Consider the following 23090-nt stretch of genomic DNA (forward strand, 5'->3'; position numbering starts at 1 on the left):
AACACAAAAAATAGCGCCTAATCGCGCATTCCTGGTGCAATATTTCAGACCTTTATAATGCCTGTGTATCAGGTAGTACACTACCTCCAGAAAACAAGTGATGAATATGAAAATAGCTGTAATTGGTGCAAAAGGTCTGCCTCCGAAACAAGGTGGTATAGAGCATTACTGTGCAGAAGTGTATCCCCGCATGGTTGCACAAGGACACAGTGTCGATTTATTTGCCCGCTCTTCTTACACTGACTGTTCCTGGGTTGAGAATTATGACTACAAAGGGGTGCGAGTTATTTCTCTACCAGGTGGACACTTAAGAGGAGTAGATGCATTTATTACCTCAGGACTGGGAGCGATCGCCGCCACTGGCAAAAAATATGATATCGTTCATTTCCATGCTTTAGGTCCATCTTTATTTACTTGCTTACCCAACATCGCTACATCTGCAAAAGTAGTTGTCACCTGTCAGGGGTTAGATTGGCAACGTGCCAAATGGGGTAGTTTTTCAACTCGGCTGATTCAATTAGGTGAAAAAGCCGCAGTCCGTTTCGCCGACGGCTTTATAGTTGTATCAGACGCACTGAAAAAGTACTTTTGGCAAACTTACAATCGCGAAACAATATACATCCCCAACGCCCCTGCCAGTTACGCCGATTCTGACCCCAATTTTAAATACGGCACTGATTTGGGTTTGGAACGGGGACGCTATATTGTATTTTTGGGCAGACTTGTACCCGAAAAGTGTCCCGACTTGTTGGTTGAAGCCTTTTCTACCCTCAAACCGAAAGGGTGGAAATTAGTATTAGCAGGTGGTGTCAGCGATACCAAAACCTTTACCGCCAATTTATTAGAAAAAGTAGCAAGCTCGCGCAATATCGTTTTTGCTGGAGAACTCAGAGGTTCTCGACTCGCAGAAATAGTCCGGGGTGCTGGATTATTTGTTCTGCCTTCTGACTTAGAAGGACTACCTTTAGCAATGCTAGAAGCAATGCGCGAAGGTATTCCCGTACTAGCAAGCGACATTCCACCGCACCAACAGTTAATTAATAACGGACGGGGAATGCTTTTTGAAGCTGGAAACGTTAAATCTTGCATTAAATCTTTAGATTGGGCAGTTAATCACCCGCAAGAACTGGTAGTAATGGCTAAAAATGCCCAAAAGCACATAGAAAGCAACTATAGTTGGGATCGCATTACCTCTGAAACCTTAAAACTATACACCACACTGTTGAAATCGCCTGCACCAGTTAAAGCAGTGGGTATTTCGCAGCGTGAAAGCGAGTTAGCTGAGGTAATCGGCAAAAAATAACATTTGTTAAATTGTTAGGTGCTCTACCAATTCTGACAAATGATCAATCACCAATGAAACAAGGTTTTGTGCGATGGAGAAGGGTATATCCTCATTATTAGCAGTTTTAAAGCGGCGTGCATTCCCCGCATTAGTGACATTTACGGCGGTAATTGGTGGGGCTTTTGCTTACCTCACCGTTACCCCGCGTTTGTATGAAGCATCAGCGCGACTGATGCAGGATGATAGAAGGGTGAGCGTTTCTGAATTGGGTCGCGACTTGACTTCTGTATCTTCGGGCGCCCCTGGTGGTCCGAGTCCTTTAGCTAACCAAGCGGAATTAGTCAAATCGGAACGTGTTTTGGAACGAGCGATCGCCCTGGCTTCTCTCAAATCCTACAATGGTTCACCCGGAAGCCAAATCACATCCGGAGAACTTAATCAAGGATTGGATGTGAAAATTGTTCCCGCTACCAACATTCTAGAACTGAGCTACAAATCGAAAGACCCCGAACTTGCAGCGCAACTGCTAAATGCCGTAAGCCAAGCAATGATTGAGGAAAATACGAAAACAATCAGTTCGGAAGCGACGAAAGTACGGGAATTTTTAGAAACTAGCGAAATACCTAACGCGTATAAACGTCTACGAGAAGCCGAAAACAAAGAAAGCCAGTATAGACATATCAGCGGCATTATCTCTTTTGAAGAGCAAACTAAAAGTACAGTTGAGAGTTTAGCCACTTTAGAAGACCAAGAGCGCAGTCTCACGGCTCAACTGCAAGAAGCAAAAGGGCGGGATGCATCTTTGCGGCAAATCACCGACGCTAAAAGCCTAGATAAAGCTTACGCATCTGTACGCGGTGGACAAGATGAACAACTGAAAACTTTACGCGCTAAGTTAACAGAATTAAATACAAAGTTAATTGAAGCGCGTTTGCGTTTAACAGAAAACCACCCAAGTGTCATATCGCTGGTTGAGCAACGAGATAATCTGAATAAATTGTACACAGAGCAACTTGGTCGCGTGTCGTCGGCAAATTCATCGGTTGCGACAAACAGTGTCGCCGGCGATCAAATTAGTCAAGATTTGACTTCCAAACTTTTGGCGAATGAGACAGAGCGATCGGCAATTGAAAATAAACTTAAGACAGTACAAGCTCAAAGAACTCAACTGCAAAGTCGCCTCGCCAAGCTACCGCTTCAACAGCAACCCCTGATTGCATTAACCCGCGAACGCGAAGACGCTACCGCATCGTTAAAATCGCTACAAAGCAAACTAGAAGAAGCACGCATCACCGAAGCTCAAAAGGTTAGCAATCTCCGCTTGATCGAAGCCGCGAAACCACCAACAATCGCTTCTTCACCCAAACGTTCAGCAGTGCTGGCGCTGGCAACGGTGTTTGGAACAGTTTTAGGTACTGGTGTGATGTTGCTTTTAGAAGTGTTGGATAACACCTTAAAAGATGCCTCCGAAGCCGAGGAACTACTGAGCTTACCATTACTCGGAGTGTTGCCGCGTCTACCTGCTAAAACTCTCGTTCTAGAGCCAGCCGATCGCTTTTTAGATGATATAGGTTTAGTTGAGCCTTACCGAATGCTCCTGAAGACCTTAGAGTTTCGCAGTACCGATAAGGTGCAGGTTATAGTTGTCAGCAGCACACTTTCTGGGGAAGGTAAGTCAATAGTCGCATCGCACCTAGCCGCCATTTCCGCCATGTTATCTCGGCGGACATTAATTATAGATGCAGATTTGCGTCGCCCGATGCAGCATACACTATTTAACTTAGCGCCAAAGCCGGGAATTACAGATGTAATTGAGAAGCGCAGAAGCCTAAATCAAGCGGTGCAGCTCACAGATGTTGACAATTTGCATGTGTTAACTGGTGGCGAATTCCACGGGCGTCCCTCGCAGTTATTAGAGTCACCAGCGATGAAGTCTTTGGTAGCAGAAGCGGCGGAAAATTACGATATGGTAATTATAGATACGGCGCCAATCAGTGCTTGTGCAGATGCAGCCACATTAGCCAGACAAAGTGATGGAATCATGCTGGTAACACGTCCTAGCATCACCATCAAAGAAGTACTGCAAAGAGCCGTATCAGAATTAAACAACAACCAGATACCAGTACTGGGAGTAGTCGTCAATGGCATGACAGAGCAGACAGAAAAGTATTTCCGCTATCCAGTTGATAATGACCGACCGCTAGGGGGGCGATTGCCAAGGCGTTTAACCGCAGTCGATAGTGGTCGTAAGAATTATGACAACGGTTAGAGGTAGTGAGAATGCTGAATAATCAAGGTTCAAGACGTGGTTTGCGTCTGATGCTATTGATTAGCTTCGCAGGTGCAACAGTTGGTATAGTTGCAGGCTTCGCGGCAGGAGCTCAACCCTTTTTTCTGGGTGTAGCCTTGTTCGCTGTTGCCGTACTTATCTACTTCTTTGCCAAATTTGAGCAAGCAGTACTAGCTCTATTGATACTGCGTAGTTCTCTGGATATTTTCTCAGGCATACAGTTACCAGCGGCTTTTGCTATTGGTCTAGATATTCTTACCTTGCTCTACGTAGCTGTAATGCTCTTGACAGGGCAACATGTACGTACAGATAAATTTTGGTGGTTATTTGCTAGCTGGATGATGCTTCAGAGTTTGTGGATTGTACTTTTGCTACTGGGTGCTTTGGGAATGAACGCATCATTTCTACCAAATGCAATCCGGGATTGGCTGCGTTACTTTTCTTGGGTAATAATTTACTTGTTGGTAATGCAGCTAAAAGACCGTATCCACCCAGAAAAATTAATTTCTACATTGCTGCTGGCTCTAGTTGCACCAATTACTGTTGCACTCATGCAGATATTTCTACCAGCTTCAATTCTACCAGCTTTGCTAACAGCGCAAGGAAAAGCAGGAAGTAATGTCTCAGGAACTCTAGGTTTCCCTAATGGTTTGGGCATTTTTTTGAGCATGTTTATTGCTTTAGTTTGGTGGAAAGTAAGCATCTCTAAACAACGTTTGCCTTGGTTATTACTGTTAGGTTTGATTTCTTTTATTTTCGTGAGTACTGGCTATTTTACCGGATTGGTTGCAGTATTCATACTAATCTTATGTATCAATGCTGACAAAATCACTCCAGTTCGATTAATTGGCGTCGCAATTTTCTGTTTTATTATCTTGTATTTATTTGGTAGTACAGAATTTGGTCAACAACGTCTCACAGAAATTTATCAAACTCCCCTATTAAATCCAGATATTGATGTATCACGAGCAATTATATTGTCCTACGGCGATAGCAATAGCTTTAATTGGCGAGTTGCTCATTGGTATTATTTACTGCAAGCTTGGGCAAAATTCCCCATACTTGGCTACGGTTTAGGCACAAGTCCGGAACTTGGTATCCGTAACTTACAAACAGGAGGGGGTTATGCGGCACATAACGACTATATCCGAGTTCTTGTTGAACAGGGAATTGTCGGTTTAGTTATCTTTGTATTCTTTCTACTCGTTCAAGGGTTACATCTTGTGCGACTACTGCAAAAAGCACCAGAAAAAAGTTCTCAACGAAGTTTATGTTTAATTTTGATAGCGCTATTGATTTCTAACAGTGTGAGTATGCTTTCCAACAATATTATGGATGCTACTACATTTTTTGTTTATTGGTGGGTTCTTGTAGCGATCGCTGGCTGGGAAAAGGAAAAATGGCAAGTTAATCAATCCACCATTTAGGTTAATCATGACAACGCATATGTCAGAAAGTAAAGTTAAAAAAAGATTAGTTGGGATTGACTTATTTCGAGGCATTTCCGCTTATGCTGTGGCGTTAATTCACGCAGGTTCATTGATGCTTTATTCAGGTATACCTACAAATAACGTCACAGCAGCACTCGTGGAGATGAGCAGATTTGCCGTCCCCTTTTTTTTAGCTTTATCTTTCTATTTAATGACAAAAAAGCTATATACAAGCAATCAACAACATTCTTTAGTTTCCATTTTTAAATCAAGGTCTGAGCGACTGCTAGTACCATATTTTTACTGGAGTCTTATCTACCTTTCTATACGATTAGTTAAATCTCTAAGTGCATCGGAAAATTTAAGTAAATTATTTCAAGACCCGGTACTGCTAATTTTTCTCGGTGGTGCATCAATTCATCTTTATTTTTTGCCACTTTTATTCACGGGTAGTTTTTTAATCGTATTTGCAGAGTTTTTAGTCAAAAAGCGCATTAGTCTGACAACGCTAATTGTGTTATTTATTGTCAGTATTGTTATATACGAACTTCAGATAGTGTCGGGAAACAACTTTGAATTTTTTGCCAAATTTGGTGTCAACTGCTTAGAAGTTACTAATTCTTGCTCAGTTGCCTTTCAACAATTCACCAAGTTAATATTCCCCAGCGGTAACAACAATCAAATACTCAGAATTGGTTTAGTAGTAATAGCGTGGCTGTTAAAATGTTTGCCATACATTTTACTCGCGATGATTATCAATCATCCATATATGAGAAAACAAGTAGAAAAACTTGATATAAATCAAGCAGTGATTTTCTTAATTTTCATGGCTGGTATATCTGCTCTGAATTTAATGAGTATAGAGAAGATAATATATTTTCCTCAATCTATATATGAAATAGGAACTGCTTTTTGTTTACTACTAAGTGGTATTGGTGTTTCAACTAGATTTTCAAATAATCGCTACATCGAAAATTTAGGTGTCTGCTCTTTCGGTATATATCTCATCCATTATTTAGTATTGATGATTTATGTCAGCTTGATGGGCAAAATTACCGATGAGCTTTTGAAGATATCACCGATAACTATTATGTTGACACTCACGAGTATAACCTTCATTACCAGTTGGTTAATAACATCTATGTCTATGAGAGTAAAACCGATTTCAAAACTTTTATTTCGCGTTTAGATAGGAGATTTACATGAATGTCAATGCTAATTTTAAGAAGAATTTATCTGAAAGTTTATATTTAATTAGAGGAGTTGCGATCGCTCTCGTTGTCATCGGTCATGTCATTGGCTATAACCGCGACTACGGTATGCGGCAAATATACAATTCAGACCTCTCCCCTCTCGGATGGTTATGTGATTTGATTAATACTTTTCACATGCCAATATTCTTTATTGCTTCTGGTGTAGCTTTTGCTGCGTTTAGTAATAAAAATACCACTTTCAAAAAATTTGTCACCTCTAAGTTTGAAAAATTAATAATTCCCTTAATTTGCTGGGCACCCATTTATTTTGTTTTTCAATCTTTGTCCAAAGGTAAGCAGTTTAATTTTTTGGATATCATCAAAGCAACAGTATTTCCATATGAAATTTTTTGGTTTCTTCACGCTTTAATTTTCGCTACTTTGTTATCTTTTATTTGTTTTAAATATTTCAAATCCAATTTAGTATACTTTTCAGTATCGATTCTTTTATTTATTCTGGGTTTTGGTTATTGGAATCTCTTCTACGCATTTGGTGTATTTATAGCCTCTTACTTAGATAAAATTCGTTTATATTTAGAGAAGTTACCATTTTTGATATTTTTCATATTTATTTGTGGTATAACTACAATGGTTTTGACCAAGTATTTTATAGCAGTTAGTAATATTGAAAACTCTAGAATTATTAATGGACCAATAGCTTTTTTATCTATGTACGCGGTCACAAATTCACGAGAAAAAATACTTTTACCTAAGCAACTTGAACATTTACGTCATGCAATTGCAACCTCTTTTGTGTCTTTAGGAGTTGCCAGTATGATAATTTACCTCTTTCATGGATATTTTACCCGTGGAACAATAATTTTTATAACTAAATTTTTGGGTTTACCAAATCCAATTTTATATTTTACCGTCGTAAGTTTTATGGGAATTTTGGGACCGATTATACTTTATAAATTCTTGCTAAGTAAAAGCAAAATATTTATGTATTCAATTGGCGGAGTTAAGTAATCAAAGGAGATTTTTATGGCTAAATCTGCAAATCATCAAAAACTAAATCTCCTCCAGGTGTTTCGAGGAATCGCCGCCGTCATGGTAATATTTGCTCACTGTGACCTGATATTTAATCAAAATTTCCAAAAAGACTTTTTCGGTAAAATATTTAATTTTGGTGGCTCAGGTGTAGATTTCTTCTTTGTATTAAGCGGATTTATTATCTTATATATTCACCAATCAGATATTGGCAATAGAAGCAAGCTGAAGTCATTTTTTATTAAACGAGTTACCCGAATTTACCCGATTTATTGGGTAGTTTTGACGCTCAAGTTATCCGCTTCTTTATTCTTTGCTTACGATCCTGACACCAGTCAGAGAAATGTTTTAGAAATATTCAAAGCTTTTATCTTATTTCCTCAAAGACAAGAAATTCTCGCCAGCAGCTTTCTCGGTGTTAGCTGGACATTGAGCTATGAAGTTTTCTTTTATATCATATTTGGTTTATTAATTGGCTTAAAACCCAAGCTATGTTTTCCCATAATTTCCACCTGGCTGTTATTGACATTTACACATTTTATTGGTATTTTCGATTTGCCGAAAGACAGCTTTATGCTTAATTTTATTTTTAACGAACATAATTTAGAGTTTTTTCTCGGTTGCGTAGCAGCTTACATTGTATCTAAACATAAAATTCCTCAAGAAATGACTTTAATTTGTCTGGGGGCTTTTTTATATACTTTAGGAGCAATCAATTATTACTACAAAGTTGTAGATATATCGCCTGTAATTTCCTTTGGTATTCCTTCGATGCTTTTAGTAATTGGCTCTACATCTCTAGAAATGAGGAAACATGTACATGTAAATAAAATTTTGATATATATAGGAAATGCATCATATTCTATTTACTTAATGCACGGATTTTTTATCAATAATATTACCAAGTTGATTCTCAAAGTTGCTCCTGATATTACTGAAAATATTCTGATTTTAAATATGCTGGGATTGATAATTGCTTTCATAGCTCTTTTATTTGGATGTGCTGTTTATTCTTATATTGAGAAGCCATTGCTTTCAATTTTTAAACCTAAGTTAGCGACAACGTAGTAAGCGCTTCAGCGCTTTAAAAATATATTTAGTTGAATTATTGTAGTAAGCGCTTTAGCGCTTTAAAAAAATGTTTCGTTGAATTATTACTGGATTTGTATTAGGGGCAAAGAGAGCGCTGAAGCGCTCACTACGAATTAAACTTTTTAAATATATAAAAATGATGAACCAGCAAATACTTGATACTAATAACGCCGCACTGACAACGCCACATGAACGGCGTTATCGAGTTGTATTGGTTCATCCGAGTGCGGGAATTAACTGGAGTGGTGGATCGGAGATTTTTGCGATAGAAGTAGCCAAGCGATTGAGTGCTTACTTTGATGTTGAACTGTTAAGTGGAGCTGACTGCGGTTCTTTTTGTCATCCGACTGGTGGTATTTCTCGCGTTCAAGCTTATCATGCGGTGCGTCATCCGCTGATTGCGCCGTTAGTGCATCGGTTTGCGACTCATCCGGAAATCGTTATCGAACATCTTACCAATTTTCTACCTTGTGCTTTTCACTTATTACGTCGCCGCGCAGATGTGATATTTCCCTGTAATGATTATGGTGGATTAGCGATGGCGGCTTTTGTCAGAGCTTTAATTGGTACACCGATTATTTTTACCGAACATGTAGGATTAATGGGGGATGGACGTTCTTTAAAACGCAACCTGCGTTTTCAACCCGATCGCTTGGTGGTTTTTTCGCAAGCAATGGCAGATTTTGTTCATAGCGAACAACCGAAGCAACTTGTTAACGTTATTCCTAACGGTGTAGACCTCGATCAATTTACACCGTTAGGAACTACTATCGATTTTAATTTGGCAAAACCAATCGTATTATGTGTAGCTTCTTTAAAGCGCAACAGTCACAAACGCATTGAACTGACGATGCAAGCAGTAGCGCGACTACCCCACGCTAGCCTTTTATTGTGCGGTGATGGATGCGATCGCGCTTACTTTCAATCTCTCGGTGACGAGTTACTCGGTTCCCAACGCTTCTTAATCTGCACATATCCCTATGAGCGAATGCCAGAAATCTATCGCAGTGCAGATGTATTCACTCTTCCTTCTATTGATGAGCCATTCGGACTGGCTTACATAGAAGCAATGGCAAGTGGCTTACCTGTCGTCGCGACTGACGACGAAATGCGGCGTTACATTGTCGCTGACGCTGGTGTATTGTGTGACGTAACTAACCCAGATACTTACGCGGCTGCACTGGCAAAAGTTCTCTATTCAAAAAGAGAAATACAACCACGACTGAACGCCATGCGCTTCAGCTGGGATGCGGTAACATTAAGCTACCGCAACGCGATTTTAGAAACGATTGTATCTAAATAAACTTATTAAATTCAGGGGGATTCTATGCCTAAAGTTTCTGTAATTATCCCGGCTTACAACGCTCTTGCTTATCTTCCAGAAACAATAGAGAGCGTTTTAAAACAAACATTTTCTGATTTTGAAGTGTTAATAGTTGATGATGGTAGTTCCGATGGAACTGCGGCATGGGCAACGCAAATCACAGATCCGCGAGTGAGAGTAATTTGCCAAAAAAATCAAGGTTCATCTGTTGCGAGAAATACAGGTATTACTGCCGCGAAAGGTGAGTATATCGCGCTTTTGGATGCTGATGATTTATGGGAACCAACCAAATTAGAAAAGCAAGTACGTTTTCTTGAAGAAAATCCCTCAATTGGTTTAGTAGATACCTGGACGATTTTAATTAACCAACAAGGTAAATCTACAGGAAGAATAATTGTTTCTTCTGCTGAAGGTGATGTCTGGAAACAACTTGTGCAATTTAAACCAGTTTGTTGCTGTGACAGTACACCTTTGATTCGTCGCAGTTGTTTTGACAATGTTGGATTATTTAATCCAGATTTACCTTTTCTCGAAGATTTAGATATGTGGATTCGTCTTGCTGCTAGTTATGAATTTGGAGTAGTAAAAGAACCTTTGGTTCGCTATCGACAGCATCCTCAAAGTAAATCTACTAACTGTAAAGGAACTTTAGAAGCATTTCGGACAATTATAGAACAAGCTTTTGAAACTGTACCCGCTGAATTACTACCTTTAAGAGATAAAGGATATGCTCGCGTTAATCTTTATTTAGCTTGGAGAGCGATTAATAATAAGGACTTTGAACAAGCAATTCATTATAATCATCAAGCGATCGCTCATCATCCGCAACTAATTTTATCTTGGGATTTTCTCCGTCAAAGTATTGCTTTAGCGCTGCTAAAACGGCTGGGTTCGCAAACTTATGACAAAGTGCGATCGCTTGTACAAACAATGCGTCGCAGTATATCAACTCCTGTAACTTAATTCGTAGTGAGCGCTTTAGCGCTCAATTAATTAAAAAAACCTGATTATTTTCCCGAAGTAAAAACATGCCAAAAGTATCCGTTGTTGTTCCCGCATATAATGCAATGAAATATCTCCCGGAAACCGTGGAGAGCGTCTTGCAGCAAACTTTGACTGATTTTGAAGTATTGATTGTTAATGATGGTAGTTCTGATGAAATTGTCGAATGGGGTTCTCAAATAACTGACCCCAGAATCAAAGTTATTTCCCAAGCAAATCAAGGAACGGCAGCAGCACGAAATAAAGGAATTACCGAATCTCAAGGCGAATATATTGCCTTTTTAGATGCTGATGATATTTGGGAACCGACTAAATTAGAAAAACAAGCAAATTGTTTAGATAATAATCCTTTAGTTGGTCTAGTTGATGCTTGGACAGCTTACATGGATGAAAGTGGTAAGCTTACAGGCATAGTTATGAGACATACTGAAGAAGGTGATGTCTACAAAAAGGTTTTTGAATCGTGTGATAGCTCGGTTTGTTGTGGAAGTTCACCGATGATTCGCCGTTCTTGTTTTGAAACTCTCGGCTTATTTGATGAAAGTAGCTACATCGAAGATGTAGATATGTGGATTAGAATCGCCTCTCGTTATCACTATGCAGTGGTAAAAGAACCTTTAGTGAAATATCGACAGCATCCTAATAATAAATCAAAAGATTGCCAGTCGATGTTAGAAGGTTTCCGGCGATTGATTGAGAAAACATATCGAGCTTTGCCAACAGAAGTATTGTATCTTAGACCGCAAAGCTATGGAAGATTGTATATTTATCTTGCTTGGAGGTCTATAGATAACAAAGATTTTCAACAAGCGGCACATTATCGCAACTTAGCGATCGCCAACTATCCGCAACTGCTTTTAAAACCTTGGGTTATCCGCTTGAGTGTAGCGATCGCCGTACTACAGTTGCTGGGATTTGAGGGTTATGAAAAAGTGCGATCGTTTAATCGTGCTTTACGTCGTCGTTTGTCATTTCGCGCAATTTAAGGGAATGGGGAATGGGGAGTGGGGAGACAGGGAGACAAGGGGACAAGGAGACAAGGGGAGCCAGCGCTGTGCGGAGGCGTCCTCCGTTGAGGCGTCTGGCGTGGACAAGGGGGAGTAGGGGACAAGGGGGAGAAATATTTCTTTTTTCTTACCCTTTTCCCTTTACCCTTTACCCTTTTCCCCTCCTCAAATTGCCCAATACCTAATCGCTTTTTGGAGTAACTGTGGGACTGCGTAATCAAGTCATAAAGGGTGGAGCCTTACTGGTTGTAAGACAAGCTCTGGGAATATTACTCAGCCTAATAGGAGTAATATTTATCACAAGAGTTATTGGACCTGCCCAGTACGGATTGTATGGAGTGGGTTATGGAATTGTCGGCTTTTTGGGCGGTTTGGGTATATGGGGTTTGGATGTTTATTTATTACGCAAAACCAGCAACCCAGAGCAAGAAGATTATGACCAAGCTTTTACTCTGTTGCTATGTTTTGGTGGAACCTTTGCCCTTAGTTTGGTATTAGGGCAACATATTATCGCCCAAATGCTTAACCTTCCAGAAGCAGCACCGTTTTTGGCGGCTTTGGGTTTGACTTTACCTTTATCATTGTTAAATATACCTTTAACAATTAAACTCGACCGCGACTTAAATTTTAAGCGCGTGGCATATATTGAGTTAATCAGTCAAATTAGCTACTACGTGATAGCGCTGCCACTAGCGCATCAACAAGCTGGTGCTTGGGCGCCTACTGCTGGTTTGTGGCTTCAGCAAATCACTATGGTTGCGCTGACTTATTCAAGTACTAAACTTCGTCCGCGCTTGTGCTGGAAGCCAAGTTTAATTCGGGAGATGCTGAAGTATGGCTTAAGCTATTCTAGTTCGACTTGGTTATGGCAATTGCGATCGCTTGTCAATCCAATCATTGTTGGACGTTTCGCCGGCGCTGAAGCTGTGGGTTTTGTTTCTCTTGCCATTCGCTTAGTCGAAATGCTTTCCTTTGCGAAGTCAGTAACTTGGCGTTTGGCTATGGCAGCGCTTGCTAAACTCGAAAATGACAAAACTCGTTTGCGTCACAGTATTGAAGAAGGAATGCGCTTGCAAGCGCTAGCAGTTGGTGTACCAATGGCAGGTTTTGCGCTGTTTGGTCCGATAGTATTATTACTGATTTTTGGGAAAAATTGGACTCCAGTGCTGCACGTCTTTCCATTTATTGCCGTTAGCTATCTTTCCAATTCCATCTTCAATTTACATTGCTCAGTACTTTATCTACTGGGTAGAAATTTATTAGTTGGTTGGTTTCATGCAGCTCATGTCGCACTTTTTGCCGGCGCTGCATTTTTGCTAGTACCGCAGCTGGGAATAGTTGGTTATGGCTGGGCTGAAATATGTGCATTAGCTAGTTACCTACTGCTCCATATATATATAGTCAAAGAATTGGGCAATTTAAATTACACTAAAGCTCTTATTTGGTACGGCATCACCGTTGCTGTTTTGGTTTTAAGTACATTACCTGGTTCAGCTCGTTACCTGTCTTGTTTGTTACTACTGCTTCCACTAACATCAACTAAAGAAAGAAATACCCTTGTTGGCTATTTACAAATCTTGAGGTCTTGACAAGAAAGACGCTTAGATTAGCCTAAGCGTCCTAGCTACAATGTAATTAAAGTTAGCGGTACAAGACTATGAACATTAAACTTCCTTTGAGTTATCAGGAAATTGTTGATGAACTAGTTAATTTTACCGATTTACCCAGACCGGAAGTAGAACATAGAGTGTGGATGCAGGCTTTAGGTGAAGGGACTGTGGTTCAAGAAGCAAAGCATTTTGGAGTAACTCCGCATCAATATGACGACAAGATGGAACAACTCTACAAAGAAGGATATGGATTAATAATTGAGACTATGGTTTTTTGGGCATCACAAGAAAGACAGCTTTGGATTCAACAAGCGATTGAAAGGATTCGCTTATATGCCCAAAAAAATAATCGCCCACTTGATGATTTAGCAATTCTCATGTTAGGTGACGGCACCGGCAATGATTCTTTAGAACTTGTGAGAAACAACTTTAAAATTAACTATTTCGACATTCCTGGAAGTAAAACATATGAATTTGCTACAAAGCGGTTTGCCCATTACGATTTGATAGGCGATCGCGTAAATCTTATCTCTGATTATAACTCTTGTCTGACATCTCAGTATGATGTTGTACTTTCTTTTGAAGTTTTAGAACATTTGACTGACCCCGTTGCCGCCATTAGAGATATTAACTTAATGCTGAAAACTTCCGGCATCGCAATAATTACAGAAGCATTTTCTGCTGTTTATGAGAATTTTCCTACTCATTTAAAATCAAACTTAAAATTTGTTAATCAGACACCTTTTTTATTTTTGCAAAATAAAATGCTAATGACTTGGTATAGTCAAAAATCGTTTTTTCAATTTAAACCAATGGAGTTTGTTAAAAAAGAAAAAATCTCACTTCCGGATTTTATCTCTCTTTTGAAAGATGCGAAAATTCGGCGACCATACATAAATGCCAAAATGAGAAAATTATTCACTTTTGGTTCTTGATATCTGGCAAATCATACATATTGTAGAGACGTTCCATCGGAACGTCTCTACGACGGTTGCCCCTCGCTTATTCTTCAGTTTCCAATCGGTGGAGCAAGAGCAGCACGCGGAATTCCACCACCACCAAGACTGTTTGCTGTATTGTTATCGACAATTTGCAATGCTTGAAATAGCTTCATAAAGTCGTCGTGAAACTGTCCGCTTGTACCCTCGAAATCATAGCCGAAGGTTTTGCGAAACTCATCCAAAACTCCTCTTTCCACTGCGAGGTAATGAGCGTCCCAACCGGCATCATCAACAACATAAGCACCGTAATCTTGCAAGGCATGAAATATTTTTTTCGCAGCAGGTGTTTGCAAGTTAAGACTTTCTTCGGTTTGGCTGGGAAGAATTGCTAAAAGCGCTCCTTGCACAAGCGCGGGGTTTTTACCATGATACTGTTTGGCAGCATTGGCATCTGCACGATCTGCGGGCCAGCGATGCCCAGGATTTTCCTTTGAGTAATAAAGATATTTTTCTCCCCAAAGAAGAACTTTTAATGCATGACGAATAGGCTGATTGCTGGTGAGTTCACCTTTGCGAACAGAACCACCAATAGCAGAAAGACCAGAACCAAAATGCGCTCCCCCTATTCCCTCTCCGTAAATATCAATGTTGGGATAACGCCAACCATAAATTGAACCTCCATGTTGACAACGAGCCAGGGGTTCAAGCTGCACTAAGGTTTTACCATCTGGCATGAGAAAGGCACTCCCATTGTTCGGTGTGCTGTAGGGCTTAGTCGTGGCATCTGGAACAATTAAATCGTCTGGAATGGGCAGCCACAATTCCACAGGTTTAGTGCCTGTACAGCGTCCTTCACCCCAAGCACCAGGAACATAAACTGGACGGTAGGGATCGTCTGCTTTGAGTTTGTAGAAATACTCTTGGTCTACCCCACCATAAGCTGCCTTGTCGATTCCAGCAGGTATGTATTGGGCATTTGAGCCTATGGGCATATTCCAAATCGATGTGGATGAAAAGGGTTGGAGAAACTTGTCTCGTGTAGGAGTTTGGCTGGGAGTTGGCATACAGCCGAGAACAAGAGTGACAATTACACTAGCTATGAATATCAGTAAAGTAGATAGCTGCAACCGCCTGGTCAAAAAGGGAAAAAAGCTCATGAAATAGTCTATCTTGTGTTTCCAGAGTCCAATGTATTTGGTAGCACACTGAATGTCATGAGCATTTATCTGGATTGCTTATGTACTCATTTCTATGTATTTACACTAGTGCAATAAGCGGCTCTACCTCTTGAAAGCTTTGCAATTGAGCGGTAAACCGCTCACTACGAGCTAAGGGTACAAAGTTCACAAGACCAATTCTGTATAAAGATGCGTAAGCGCGGAATTATGCACGCACGAACGCATTCAGTAGGGGCAATTCATGAATTGCCCCTACACAGATGGGAAGCGCAACCTCACATAGAATTGGTATGAGGTGACATTAGAGACTATTATTTCATCTCAATTTTGTTTTCAAAACTTCAGATACATTTTGCAACAATATCTCGCGCACTGAATCTAAATTGTTTGATGATTCAGTTAAAGATTTTGTTTTCAACTGATTCGGATCGGACTTTTCAGTAGATAGAGTTTTTGCTAATTGCTGATAAAGCTTTGGATTTGTAGTAATATGAAAAGCTAACTCTTGCCCTACCTCTTTCAATCGTTGTGGTAACTGAGTTTCTGTTGTTTGTAACAGTTCCGCCAGACTTGCTTGCAGTTTCGTGTTATCTTTTGCAGGTGCGATAAAATTAGCTTTTGGTTGACTGTCGGATAGTTGGTTTTCAAACAGATGGGCGAAAGTTTCTAGCCTTCCGTTGTCTATAGCTGGATGTTGTTGTAAGGCGATCGCTGGTGCAAAATTAGTGCGACTAAGATTATCAGGTAATGGTGCAGCAAGAACTTTCTCTGCATTGACAATTCCTGCACCAAATTTATTCGGCTTCCATGTCGGGAACTTTTCGCAACTATCGCGCAGAATCTGATTAAAGATAAAAGGAATCTTTTCGGCTCCGTAGCGCTTAATTAATTGCTCTCTTCCATGATACGACAGCCATAAAGCCGCTACACCCGCAACTAGTGGCGCAGAAAATGAAGTCCCGGAGCCTTGAAGTATATTATATCTAAGTTCATTATCTATCTTCTCGACTTTCGCATACCAAACTTTCTCAGCAGGTGCGGTAACATCAACTTGAGGTCCTCGCGATGCACCCGACCAAATCTGACGCAGTACATTGCTACCAGTTACAGCAATCACCTCATCATAGGCAGCGGGCCAAACTACGTAGGGAACAAAAGTGCCAGATGCTGCTACTATAATTACGCCTCGTTTTTGAGCATAAATTATCGCACTCCGCAGACGCTGATTAAAAAAACCAGTCCCTAGGCTGATTGACAAAACATGGATATTATTATCTGCCGCATATTCGATCGCCTCAGCCAGATTTTGCACGCTCAGTAATACCACTGAATACGAAACTCGCAGAGGTACTACTTTGGCTCCGGGTGCAACTCCCGTAACAGCTTTCCCACTGAGATAATCGCCTTGCCTTCCTCTGGGACTGATGGCTATACTTGCTGTTGATGTACCGTGACCGGGATTATTTATAACTTCACCAAAAGACCTTTCTAGTTCATCTTTTGGGTCTTTATCTTTCTTAAGAAAATCGTAGCCTTTCGCCAAAAGCAAATTACGAATAATTTCTGGATGTTCTGAATAACCTGTATCCGGCAACCCAATAATAATATCATGTCCTGGTGGTCGCTTCGGGTCAGGGAAAAAGCGCGACCATGCTTCAAAAACTCGCACTTGCTTAAGACCCCATTCAACATCATTACTTTGTTCTTCTATTTGACCCTGAGTGTCACCTATAGGTTCTGATTGCGAATTATCAGCTAAAGGAACCGCAAACAATGGTTGTGCATCCACCACTCCCGGTTGCGATCGCAGATTATAAGATTTATCCCAAGCATCCTTCACACTATAAACTTTTTTGTTGAGGGTGACTTGAAACTCAGTGCGATTGTCACCAACAGATTTCACCTGCCAATCTAAACCGAAGACTTTAGTAACAATTTCCTGGACTCTTTGCTTTTGTCCCGGCATTACCATCTCAATAAAAAAGCCTTCAAACTTAGGACTTAAATTATTTGTGTTGTTTAGGCGATCGCTATGCATAAAATTGAATTGGGGACTAGGGATTAGGGACTAGGGACTAGGGACTAGGGATTAGGATAAGTGCGAGTCATGAGTGCTATATATTCCCAATCCCCAGTCACCAGTAAAGAATCCAACTTTATATTTACGCAAAAAAAGGCAAAGGACAGAACAAAGAAATATAAAAATCTCTTTCCCAGTCCCTACTCCCCACTCCCCACTCCCCACTCCCCACTCCCTACCCACTTAAAACACAAAGCCCGAAAATCATCACCACGCGCTTCAAAATTAGGATACTGATCAAAACTTGCACAAGCTGGAGACAGCAGCACTACAGACGCTTGATATGTGAGTGCTAAGGATGGCGATCGCTTAACCGCATTTTCCATTGTTTCCACAATTTCGTAGTTAGTATACCCCACCTGTTCTAAGCGTTTGGCAAAACTTTCAGCCGCACTACCTATAAGTAATACCACAGCGGCTTTCACCTTAATTTTTGCCAGCCACGCTGTATCATCCCCAGCTTTGGCTTCCCCACCAGCAATCAAAATCACCGGACTTTGCACCGATGCTAAACCAACTTCCGCAGCGTCGTAGTTAGTCGCTTTGCTGTCGTTGATAAAATCGATATTTTCCCAAGTGCAGATATGCTCAAGGCGATGGGGAACGCCGGGGAATTCACGAATAGCACCAGATATAGCATCTTTCTCTATTCCCGCCAACCGCGCTGCTGCTACCGACATTAGCAGATTTTGCTGATTGTGTTCGCCTACCATCCGCAAAGCTGACACTTCAACTATTCTTTCGGGTGCTGAGTTGTTTAATTCGACAACCCAGCCATCCTCTATATAAAAGCCTTTTTCACCAATCAGATAATCTTTACCTTTAACACTTGTCCAATAAGCGTCACTCCATTGACTTGCACCCACCTTGCTTAAATATGCGTCATCCCCATTGAAAACTTGTAGCTGAGACTGTCGCAATAATTTCGCTTTGATATTGTAATAGTTCTCTAAAGTTTTATGACGAGCAAGATGATCTGGTGTAAAAGTCGTCCAAACACCGATGCGGGGAGCAACAGTATTAGAAGATTCTATTTGATAACTGCTAAATTCAGCAATTACCCAGTCAATTGGGGAGTGGGGAGTGGGGAGTGGGGAGTGGGGAGTGGGGAGTTGAAAGTGGGGAGTTGGGAGTGGGGAGTTAGGAGTTGCGAGTGAGGAGTTAGGAGTTAAGAGTGGGGAGTTAGGAGTTGCGAGTTCTCCTTGTCCCCCTTGTCCCCCTTGTCTTCCTTGTCCCCCTTGTCCCCCTACTCCCCACTCCCCCACTCCCCCATCCTGAGAAAGTGCGACTTCGCAAGCTGCCAAGCCGATGTTACCGCAAGCGGGGGCGTTAAATCCGGCGGCTTGAAAAATTGCGGCTGTTAAGGCTGTGGTGGTAGTTTTCCCGTTGGTGCCGGTGATTCCCACCCAAGGTATAGTTTGTAAATGACGCCAAGCGAGTTCCATTTCCCCGATAGTTTCAATCCCCAATTCTCGCGCTTTGACTAATAAGGGAATATCCCAAGGTACACCTGGGCTGACGACAATTAACTGTGGTAAATCGGCATCATTCAAATCCAGGGAATATCCCAATTTAACAGTTATTCCCAAGGTGGTAAGTTCTTGTTGCTGGTGAAGGAAGTTTTCGGAGGTGTTGCGTGAAGCAAGGATATCCGCGTTAGCAGAATCACTAAGCACCACCTCCCAACCTTCCTTTTTCAACAATCTCGCCGCAGCAACACCGGACTTTCCGAATCCAATTACATGAGCTTTGGACATAGACTGTCTTCTGTTATCCCTGGTTAAGTGTCACTATCGTAGCGTTTCTTGGCATAATTTACACCATTTTTTGTTCGCTTAGGCTACAAATTTTTTACCACGGCACCAAAATCAGCTAAAACACGGGCATGATTGCGAAGTAATCCGAGTAAATGTAATCGGTTGCGCTTGACTTCTGGATTTGAATCCATTACTAAGACGCTTTCTGCACCATCAAAAAAGTTGCCGACGGCAGGAGCAATTTTTTCGAGTGCTGTTACTAACTGCCTATAGTTTCGCGATCGCTTTGCGGATTCTGTTTCTGGCACTAACTCGATTAAACCATCATAAAACGCTTTTTCTGAGGCTTTTTGAAATAATTCGGGATTGACTGCAACCGTGGGATTAAGCTGGATGAAGTCCAAATCACCTTGCGCTGCTAACCGAGTTGAACGGTTGACGGTTTCGTAGATTTTATCTAACGTGCCGTCGTTGCGAATTTCTTGCAAGAATAAAGCGCGATCGCGTACATCCAATAAATCTTTTAAAGCGCGTTCCGCATATTCTGCATCGTTTTCTCCCAACACTGCATTCACTAAGTCATAATCTATCGATTTCTCTTCTTGCAACAGCGTGCGAATGCGTTGTAAGAAAAAGTCTTTTAGTGCTGTAATTAACTTCTCACCATCTTTGTTATAAGCTGTAGCAAAATTCCTGGCTATTGACTCAATTAATTCTTGCAAATTAATCGCCAAATTCCCAAACCAAGTAATATTAACTATCGCATTTGCCGCTCTTCGCAAAGCAAACGGGTCAGATGAACTTGTGGGTATCATTCCCAAGCCGAAGATACTTACCAAAGTATCCAGCCTGTCTGCCAAGCCGACAATCTGACCTGTGAGACTTTGCGGTAAATCATCACCTGCGTTTCGTGGTAAATAATGTTCAAAAATTGCTGTTGCAACTTCCGGCGATTCTCCACTTTTAGCCGCGTATTTTTCTCCCATAATTCCCTGCAATTCTGGGAATTCATACACCATTTGGCTGACTAAATCAGCTTTACAAAGCAAAGCTGCTCTTTGAATGTTGCTAGTTTCTGATTGACTTAATTGCAGTTGTGCTGTAATGATTTCGGCATTTTTGCAGATTCGCTCAACTTTCGCACGCACTGAACCTAAATCTTCTTGAAAAGTGACTTTTTCTAACTGCGGTAAAAAGCTTTCTAAAGGCTTCTTTAAATCGCTGTCGTAGAAGAATTTACCGTCAGCTAAACGAGCGCGGATAACTCTTTCGTTTCCCACAGCAATGATATCTGATTTCGCGGGGTCGCCGTTGGAAATTGTCACGAAATAAGAAAGTAGTTCTTTGCTGTTAGCCGATTTGAATACGGGAAAATAACGTTGATGACTTACCATCACAGTGGTAATCACTTCCGTGGGAAGTTCTAAAAAATCAGCTTCAAATTTACCCACAACCGCTGAGGGGAATTCTACGAGATTTGTGACTTCTTCTAACAAGTCGGGGTAGATTTCTACGTGTCCGTCGAGATTTTGCACAGATGAGAGAACTTGCTGTTTAATTGTATTTGCGCGTTCATCCGCATCAACAATGACAAAAGCAGAACGTAACGTGGTAAGATAATCACTAGCGTGGGGAATAGTGACTGGTTGTGGATGTAAGACACGATGAGCGTGAGTTAGGCGATCGCTCTTTATAACTTCCGAACCATTATCCAACTCAATCGGCAGCACCGCATCATCCAACAAAGCCACCAACCAACGAATCGGACGCGAAAATCTCACATCACCATCACCCCAGCGCATCAACCGCTTACCTTCTAAGCTGAAAATCCACTCTTTGACAGACAACGTCAAAATTTCTGCTACCGGACGACCGGGAGTTTTTTTTCTAACAAAGATAAATTCACCCTTCTCAGTCGGACGAATTTCAAAATCAGCAACATCCACACCTTGCTTTTTCGCAAACCCTGCTGCTGCCGGTGTCGGTTTACCATCTTTAAACGCAGCTTGTGCGGGGGGACCTTTAATTTCTTCTTCTTTGTCTGGTTGCTGCGCTGGTAAATTTGTAATTAACACAGCCAAACGTCGGGGAGTACCGTAAACTTCCACCGCATCGCTAGTTAAATTGTGTGCTTGCAAACTTTGGGGAATGCGCTGTTTCCACTGCTTAACAGCGCTACTGAGAAAGCTTGCGGGTAATTCTTCTGTACCAACTTCTAATAAAAAATTAGTCATTCTGTGATCATAAACGCACTAATTTCAACAGTTTACCTTGCGATGCAGGCGATCGCGCTGTATTCGATGCCTGGAGAATTGGTATCAACTGACTTTTGAAGTTTACTTTAGTACTTTTGGTGACAGCGCAAGAGCAAAACGACTTGTTTGGTTGCGATCGCGTTGAGGTAAGTTTATTTATTAAATACAGGAATAAGCGCTGTTAGACCTCCCAAACTCTTATTCCTCTGTGTTTTCAGCGTACTCTGCGGTTCGTTTTTCCATAATTTTGCGCTCCCGACCGGAAATATTTCCGGGACACTAATCAAGTAAAGTCAGAGTGGACAAATCCAGTCACATTGACTGAATTTACACTTGTCCATTGAGGTCTATCTATGATTCATCGGATTCTGGCTAGCAGTCGTCAATTGATTCTCTTAGCGGTTATTTGTTCGTTTATCGCTTCGGTTACAGTTTTACTTTATGGTGTGATTCAAACAGGTAATGCGATTTTGCAGGTATTACATGATGGTGCAGTATCTAGTAAAGGAGGAAAAAAACTAGTTGTATCGCTAGTTGAAGTAATTGATTTGTTTTTACTGTCAACTGTATTTTATATTACAGCATTAGGGCTGTACGAATTGTTTATTGACGATAACATCAATGTACCAGAATGGTTAGAAATTCACAATATAGACGACTTAAAAGGCAAATTAATCAGCGTGATTATAGTAGTTTTAAGTGTATTGTTTTTAGGGCAAGCTGTAACCTGGTCAGGTGATGCTAATTTTTTAACTTTTGGTGGTAGTGTTGCCTTGGTAATTGCCTCATTAACTTACTTTTTGAGCGCACATAAGAATTACAAGAAATAACCACAATTTATCTTGCAACAGAAAATGCCCAAGTGCGATCGCCACACTCAGTTTACCGTGCCATCAACAAACAAAACAAGCGATGTCACAGACAAGCCGCTAGCCTGCGGCTTGCCGCAGGCTACGCGTCTACGCACGACCGGAAAATCAACGACTAATCATCCGCCCAAGTCATTCGGTTTGCTGTTGAAGATGTGCCAAAAATTCATCTACTGTACCTGTCCTTCCTTCATTCCGTAGACGTATAGCAAGGGCGTGTATTGCGTCTTCATCATCTCTGTGAGCTAAAACATAAGTCCTTAGCTGCTTGATGGTCATTTGCTCAAAATTCGGCTTCGGTTGACTCATAGTTCACCTTCCCTTCGGGGCTAATTGATATCTCTGTTTCTTCGCCCGCAATAATTATTAAATCGCCTGTCCTGCTATCAGTGGTGATTAAATATATAGGTCTGTACATCTTGGTTAATTGCTGACAAATTCTGTACATCACCGTCTTTTGCTCTGCCGTTGGCTCCAATTATTCACCTGCTTCTTCTGGTATGCGTTCTAGTTTTTGGACAATCTGTTGTTTGAGAGAATCCATAATTATGCTTGACAATTTATCAGACTTATGGATTTTAGCAAAAAGGCGATCGCATTGCATCGGGGTGCGATCGCATTGTATCGAGATGCATTAACAATGCATCGGGTTGCATTAACAATGCATCGGGTTGCATTAACAATGCATCGGGTTGCATTAACAATGCATCGGGTTGCATTAACAATG

General features: G+C 41.1%; 19 protein-coding genes. 13 read left to right on the forward strand and 6 right to left on the reverse strand.

The annotated features are described in order from the left end of the window. Window positions 1-106: 106 nt before the first annotated feature. The 12 genes from PI95_RS18525 to PI95_RS18580 all read left to right on the forward strand — a co-directional run bounded on the left by PI95_RS18525 (window position 107) and on the right by PI95_RS18580 (window position 14218). A complete protein-coding gene (locus PI95_RS18525; RefSeq protein WP_039752273.1) occupies window positions 107-1303 on the forward strand; it encodes a glycosyltransferase family 4 protein in 1197 nt (398 codons plus the stop codon). A 73-nt stretch (window positions 1304-1376) separates the two neighbouring features. Next, a complete protein-coding gene (locus PI95_RS18530; protein WP_039752274.1) occupies window positions 1377-3554 on the forward strand; it encodes a GumC family protein in 2178 nt (725 codons plus the stop codon). Window positions 3555-3565: 11 nt separating this feature from the next. After that, window positions 3566-5002: an O-antigen ligase family protein gene (locus PI95_RS18535; protein WP_039752276.1), complete on the forward strand. Its 1437-nt coding sequence runs from the start codon at window positions 3566-3568 to the stop codon at window positions 5000-5002. A gap of 19 nt (window positions 5003-5021) precedes the next feature. Then, window positions 5022-6194: an acyltransferase family protein gene (locus PI95_RS18540; RefSeq protein WP_163518993.1), complete on the forward strand. Its 1173-nt coding sequence runs from the start codon at window positions 5022-5024 to the stop codon at window positions 6192-6194. A 13-nt stretch (window positions 6195-6207) separates the two neighbouring features. Beyond that, the gene (locus tag PI95_RS18545) at window positions 6208-7227 is read left to right on the forward strand and encodes an acyltransferase family protein (protein ID WP_039752277.1); all 1020 of its coding nucleotides are present in this window, start codon (window positions 6208-6210) and stop codon (window positions 7225-7227) included. Between the two features lie 15 nt (window positions 7228-7242). Next, entirely contained in the window at window positions 7243-8316 is a 1074-nt protein-coding gene (locus tag PI95_RS18550; RefSeq protein WP_039752279.1) for an acyltransferase family protein, read from the forward strand. Between the two features lie 160 nt (window positions 8317-8476). Further along, entirely contained in the window at window positions 8477-9643 is a 1167-nt protein-coding gene (locus tag PI95_RS18555) for a glycosyltransferase (RefSeq protein WP_236117102.1), read from the forward strand. Window positions 9644-9667: 24 nt separating this feature from the next. Beyond that, on the forward strand, window positions 9668-10627 hold the full coding sequence (locus PI95_RS18560; RefSeq protein WP_039752280.1) for a glycosyltransferase family 2 protein: 960 nt from the start codon (window positions 9668-9670) through the stop codon (window positions 10625-10627). Between the two features lie 65 nt (window positions 10628-10692). After that, window positions 10693-11652 carry a glycosyltransferase family 2 protein gene (locus PI95_RS18565; protein ID WP_039752281.1) on the forward strand — a complete coding sequence of 320 codons (960 nt, stop codon included), beginning with the start codon at window positions 10693-10695 and terminating at the stop codon, window positions 11650-11652. Window positions 11653-11663: 11 nt separating this feature from the next. Then, window positions 11664-11858, forward strand: coding sequence for a hypothetical protein (locus PI95_RS18570; RefSeq protein WP_163518994.1), 195 nt, complete (start codon window positions 11664-11666; stop codon window positions 11856-11858). Window positions 11859-11876: 18 nt separating this feature from the next. Next, a complete protein-coding gene (locus PI95_RS18575; protein ID WP_052325713.1) occupies window positions 11877-13262 on the forward strand; it encodes an oligosaccharide flippase family protein in 1386 nt (461 codons plus the stop codon). Between the two features lie 68 nt (window positions 13263-13330). Next, window positions 13331-14218 carry a class I SAM-dependent methyltransferase gene (locus tag PI95_RS18580; protein WP_039752282.1) on the forward strand — a complete coding sequence of 296 codons (888 nt, stop codon included), beginning with the start codon at window positions 13331-13333 and terminating at the stop codon, window positions 14216-14218. A 74-nt stretch (window positions 14219-14292) separates the two neighbouring features. Here PI95_RS18580 and PI95_RS18585 read toward each other — a convergent pair whose 3' ends face one another. The 4 genes from PI95_RS18585 to glyS form a co-directional block, all read right to left on the reverse strand. Continuing rightward, window positions 14293-15381 carry a hypothetical protein gene (locus tag PI95_RS18585; RefSeq protein ID WP_039752283.1) on the reverse strand — a complete coding sequence of 363 codons (1089 nt, stop codon included), beginning with the start codon at window positions 15379-15381 and terminating at the stop codon, window positions 14293-14295. Between the two features lie 337 nt (window positions 15382-15718). Next, window positions 15719-17440: a S8 family peptidase gene (locus tag PI95_RS18590; protein ID WP_039752285.1), complete on the reverse strand. Its 1722-nt coding sequence runs from the start codon at window positions 17438-17440 to the stop codon at window positions 15719-15721. A 182-nt stretch (window positions 17441-17622) separates the two neighbouring features. Next, window positions 17623-19239, reverse strand: a complete 1617-nt coding sequence (murD, locus tag PI95_RS18595; RefSeq protein WP_039752286.1) for a UDP-N-acetylmuramoyl-L-alanine--D-glutamate ligase — start codon at window positions 19237-19239, stop codon at window positions 17623-17625. Between the two features lie 83 nt (window positions 19240-19322). After that, window positions 19323-21473 (reverse strand): glycine--tRNA ligase subunit beta, encoded by a 2151-nt coding sequence (gene glyS / locus PI95_RS18600; protein ID WP_039752287.1) that lies wholly within the window; start codon window positions 21471-21473, stop codon window positions 19323-19325. Window positions 21474-21847: 374 nt separating this feature from the next. Here glyS and PI95_RS18605 point away from each other — a divergent pair, with 374 nt between their 5' ends. Then, the gene (locus PI95_RS18605; RefSeq protein ID WP_039752288.1) at window positions 21848-22324 is read left to right on the forward strand and encodes a YqhA family protein; all 477 of its coding nucleotides are present in this window, start codon (window positions 21848-21850) and stop codon (window positions 22322-22324) included. 171 nt (window positions 22325-22495) lie between these two features. Here PI95_RS18605 and PI95_RS18610 read toward each other — a convergent pair whose 3' ends face one another. Further along, window positions 22496-22672 (reverse strand): DUF6887 family protein, encoded by a 177-nt coding sequence (locus PI95_RS18610; RefSeq protein ID WP_163518995.1) that lies wholly within the window; start codon window positions 22670-22672, stop codon window positions 22496-22498. Then, window positions 22647-22841: a DUF6888 family protein gene (locus tag PI95_RS37520; protein WP_373695712.1), complete on the reverse strand. Its 195-nt coding sequence runs from the start codon at window positions 22839-22841 to the stop codon at window positions 22647-22649. The genes PI95_RS18610 and PI95_RS37520 overlap by 26 nt, the downstream gene beginning before the upstream one ends. Window positions 22842-23090: the final 249 nt, after the last annotated feature.

Source organism: Hassallia byssoidea VB512170, from assembly GCF_000817785.2.
GTDB lineage: Bacteria > Cyanobacteriota > Cyanobacteriia > Cyanobacteriales > Nostocaceae > Hassallia > Hassallia carrinoi.

Bases quoted from the DNA above. Each gene is read 5' to 3' on its own strand.
- PI95_RS18545 (WP_039752277.1), top strand. From the start codon at position 6,208: ATGAATGTCAATGCTAATTTTAAGAAGAATTTATCTGAAAGTTTATAT.
- PI95_RS18535 (WP_039752276.1), top strand. From the start codon at position 3,566: ATGCTGAATAATCAAGGTTCAAGACGTGGTTTGCGTCTGATGCTATTG.
- PI95_RS18585 (WP_039752283.1), bottom strand. From the start codon at position 15,381: ATGAGCTTTTTTCCCTTTTTGACCAGGCGGTTGCAGCTATCTACTTTA.
- PI95_RS18555 (WP_236117102.1), top strand. From the start codon at position 8,477: ATGATGAACCAGCAAATACTTGATACTAATAACGCCGCACTGACAACG.
- PI95_RS18550 (WP_039752279.1), top strand. From the start codon at position 7,243: ATGGCTAAATCTGCAAATCATCAAAAACTAAATCTCCTCCAGGTGTTT.
- PI95_RS18560 (WP_039752280.1), top strand. From the start codon at position 9,668: ATGCCTAAAGTTTCTGTAATTATCCCGGCTTACAACGCTCTTGCTTAT.
- murD (WP_039752286.1), bottom strand. From the start codon at position 19,239: ATGTCCAAAGCTCATGTAATTGGATTCGGAAAGTCCGGTGTTGCTGCG.
- PI95_RS18610 (WP_163518995.1), bottom strand. From the start codon at position 22,672: ATGAGTCAACCGAAGCCGAATTTTGAGCAAATGACCATCAAGCAGCTA.
- PI95_RS18530 (WP_039752274.1), top strand. From the start codon at position 1,377: ATGGAGAAGGGTATATCCTCATTATTAGCAGTTTTAAAGCGGCGTGCA.
- PI95_RS18570 (WP_163518994.1), top strand. From the start codon at position 11,664: ATGGGGAGTGGGGAGACAGGGAGACAAGGGGACAAGGAGACAAGGGGA.
- PI95_RS18565 (WP_039752281.1), top strand. From the start codon at position 10,693: ATGCCAAAAGTATCCGTTGTTGTTCCCGCATATAATGCAATGAAATAT.
- glyS (WP_039752287.1), bottom strand. From the start codon at position 21,473: ATGACTAATTTTTTATTAGAAGTTGGTACAGAAGAATTACCCGCAAGC.
- PI95_RS18540 (WP_163518993.1), top strand. From the start codon at position 5,022: ATGTCAGAAAGTAAAGTTAAAAAAAGATTAGTTGGGATTGACTTATTT.
- PI95_RS18525 (WP_039752273.1), top strand. From the start codon at position 107: ATGAAAATAGCTGTAATTGGTGCAAAAGGTCTGCCTCCGAAACAAGGT.
- PI95_RS18580 (WP_039752282.1), top strand. From the start codon at position 13,331: ATGAACATTAAACTTCCTTTGAGTTATCAGGAAATTGTTGATGAACTA.
- PI95_RS18590 (WP_039752285.1), bottom strand. From the start codon at position 17,440: ATGCATAGCGATCGCCTAAACAACACAAATAATTTAAGTCCTAAGTTT.
- PI95_RS18605 (WP_039752288.1), top strand. From the start codon at position 21,848: ATGATTCATCGGATTCTGGCTAGCAGTCGTCAATTGATTCTCTTAGCG.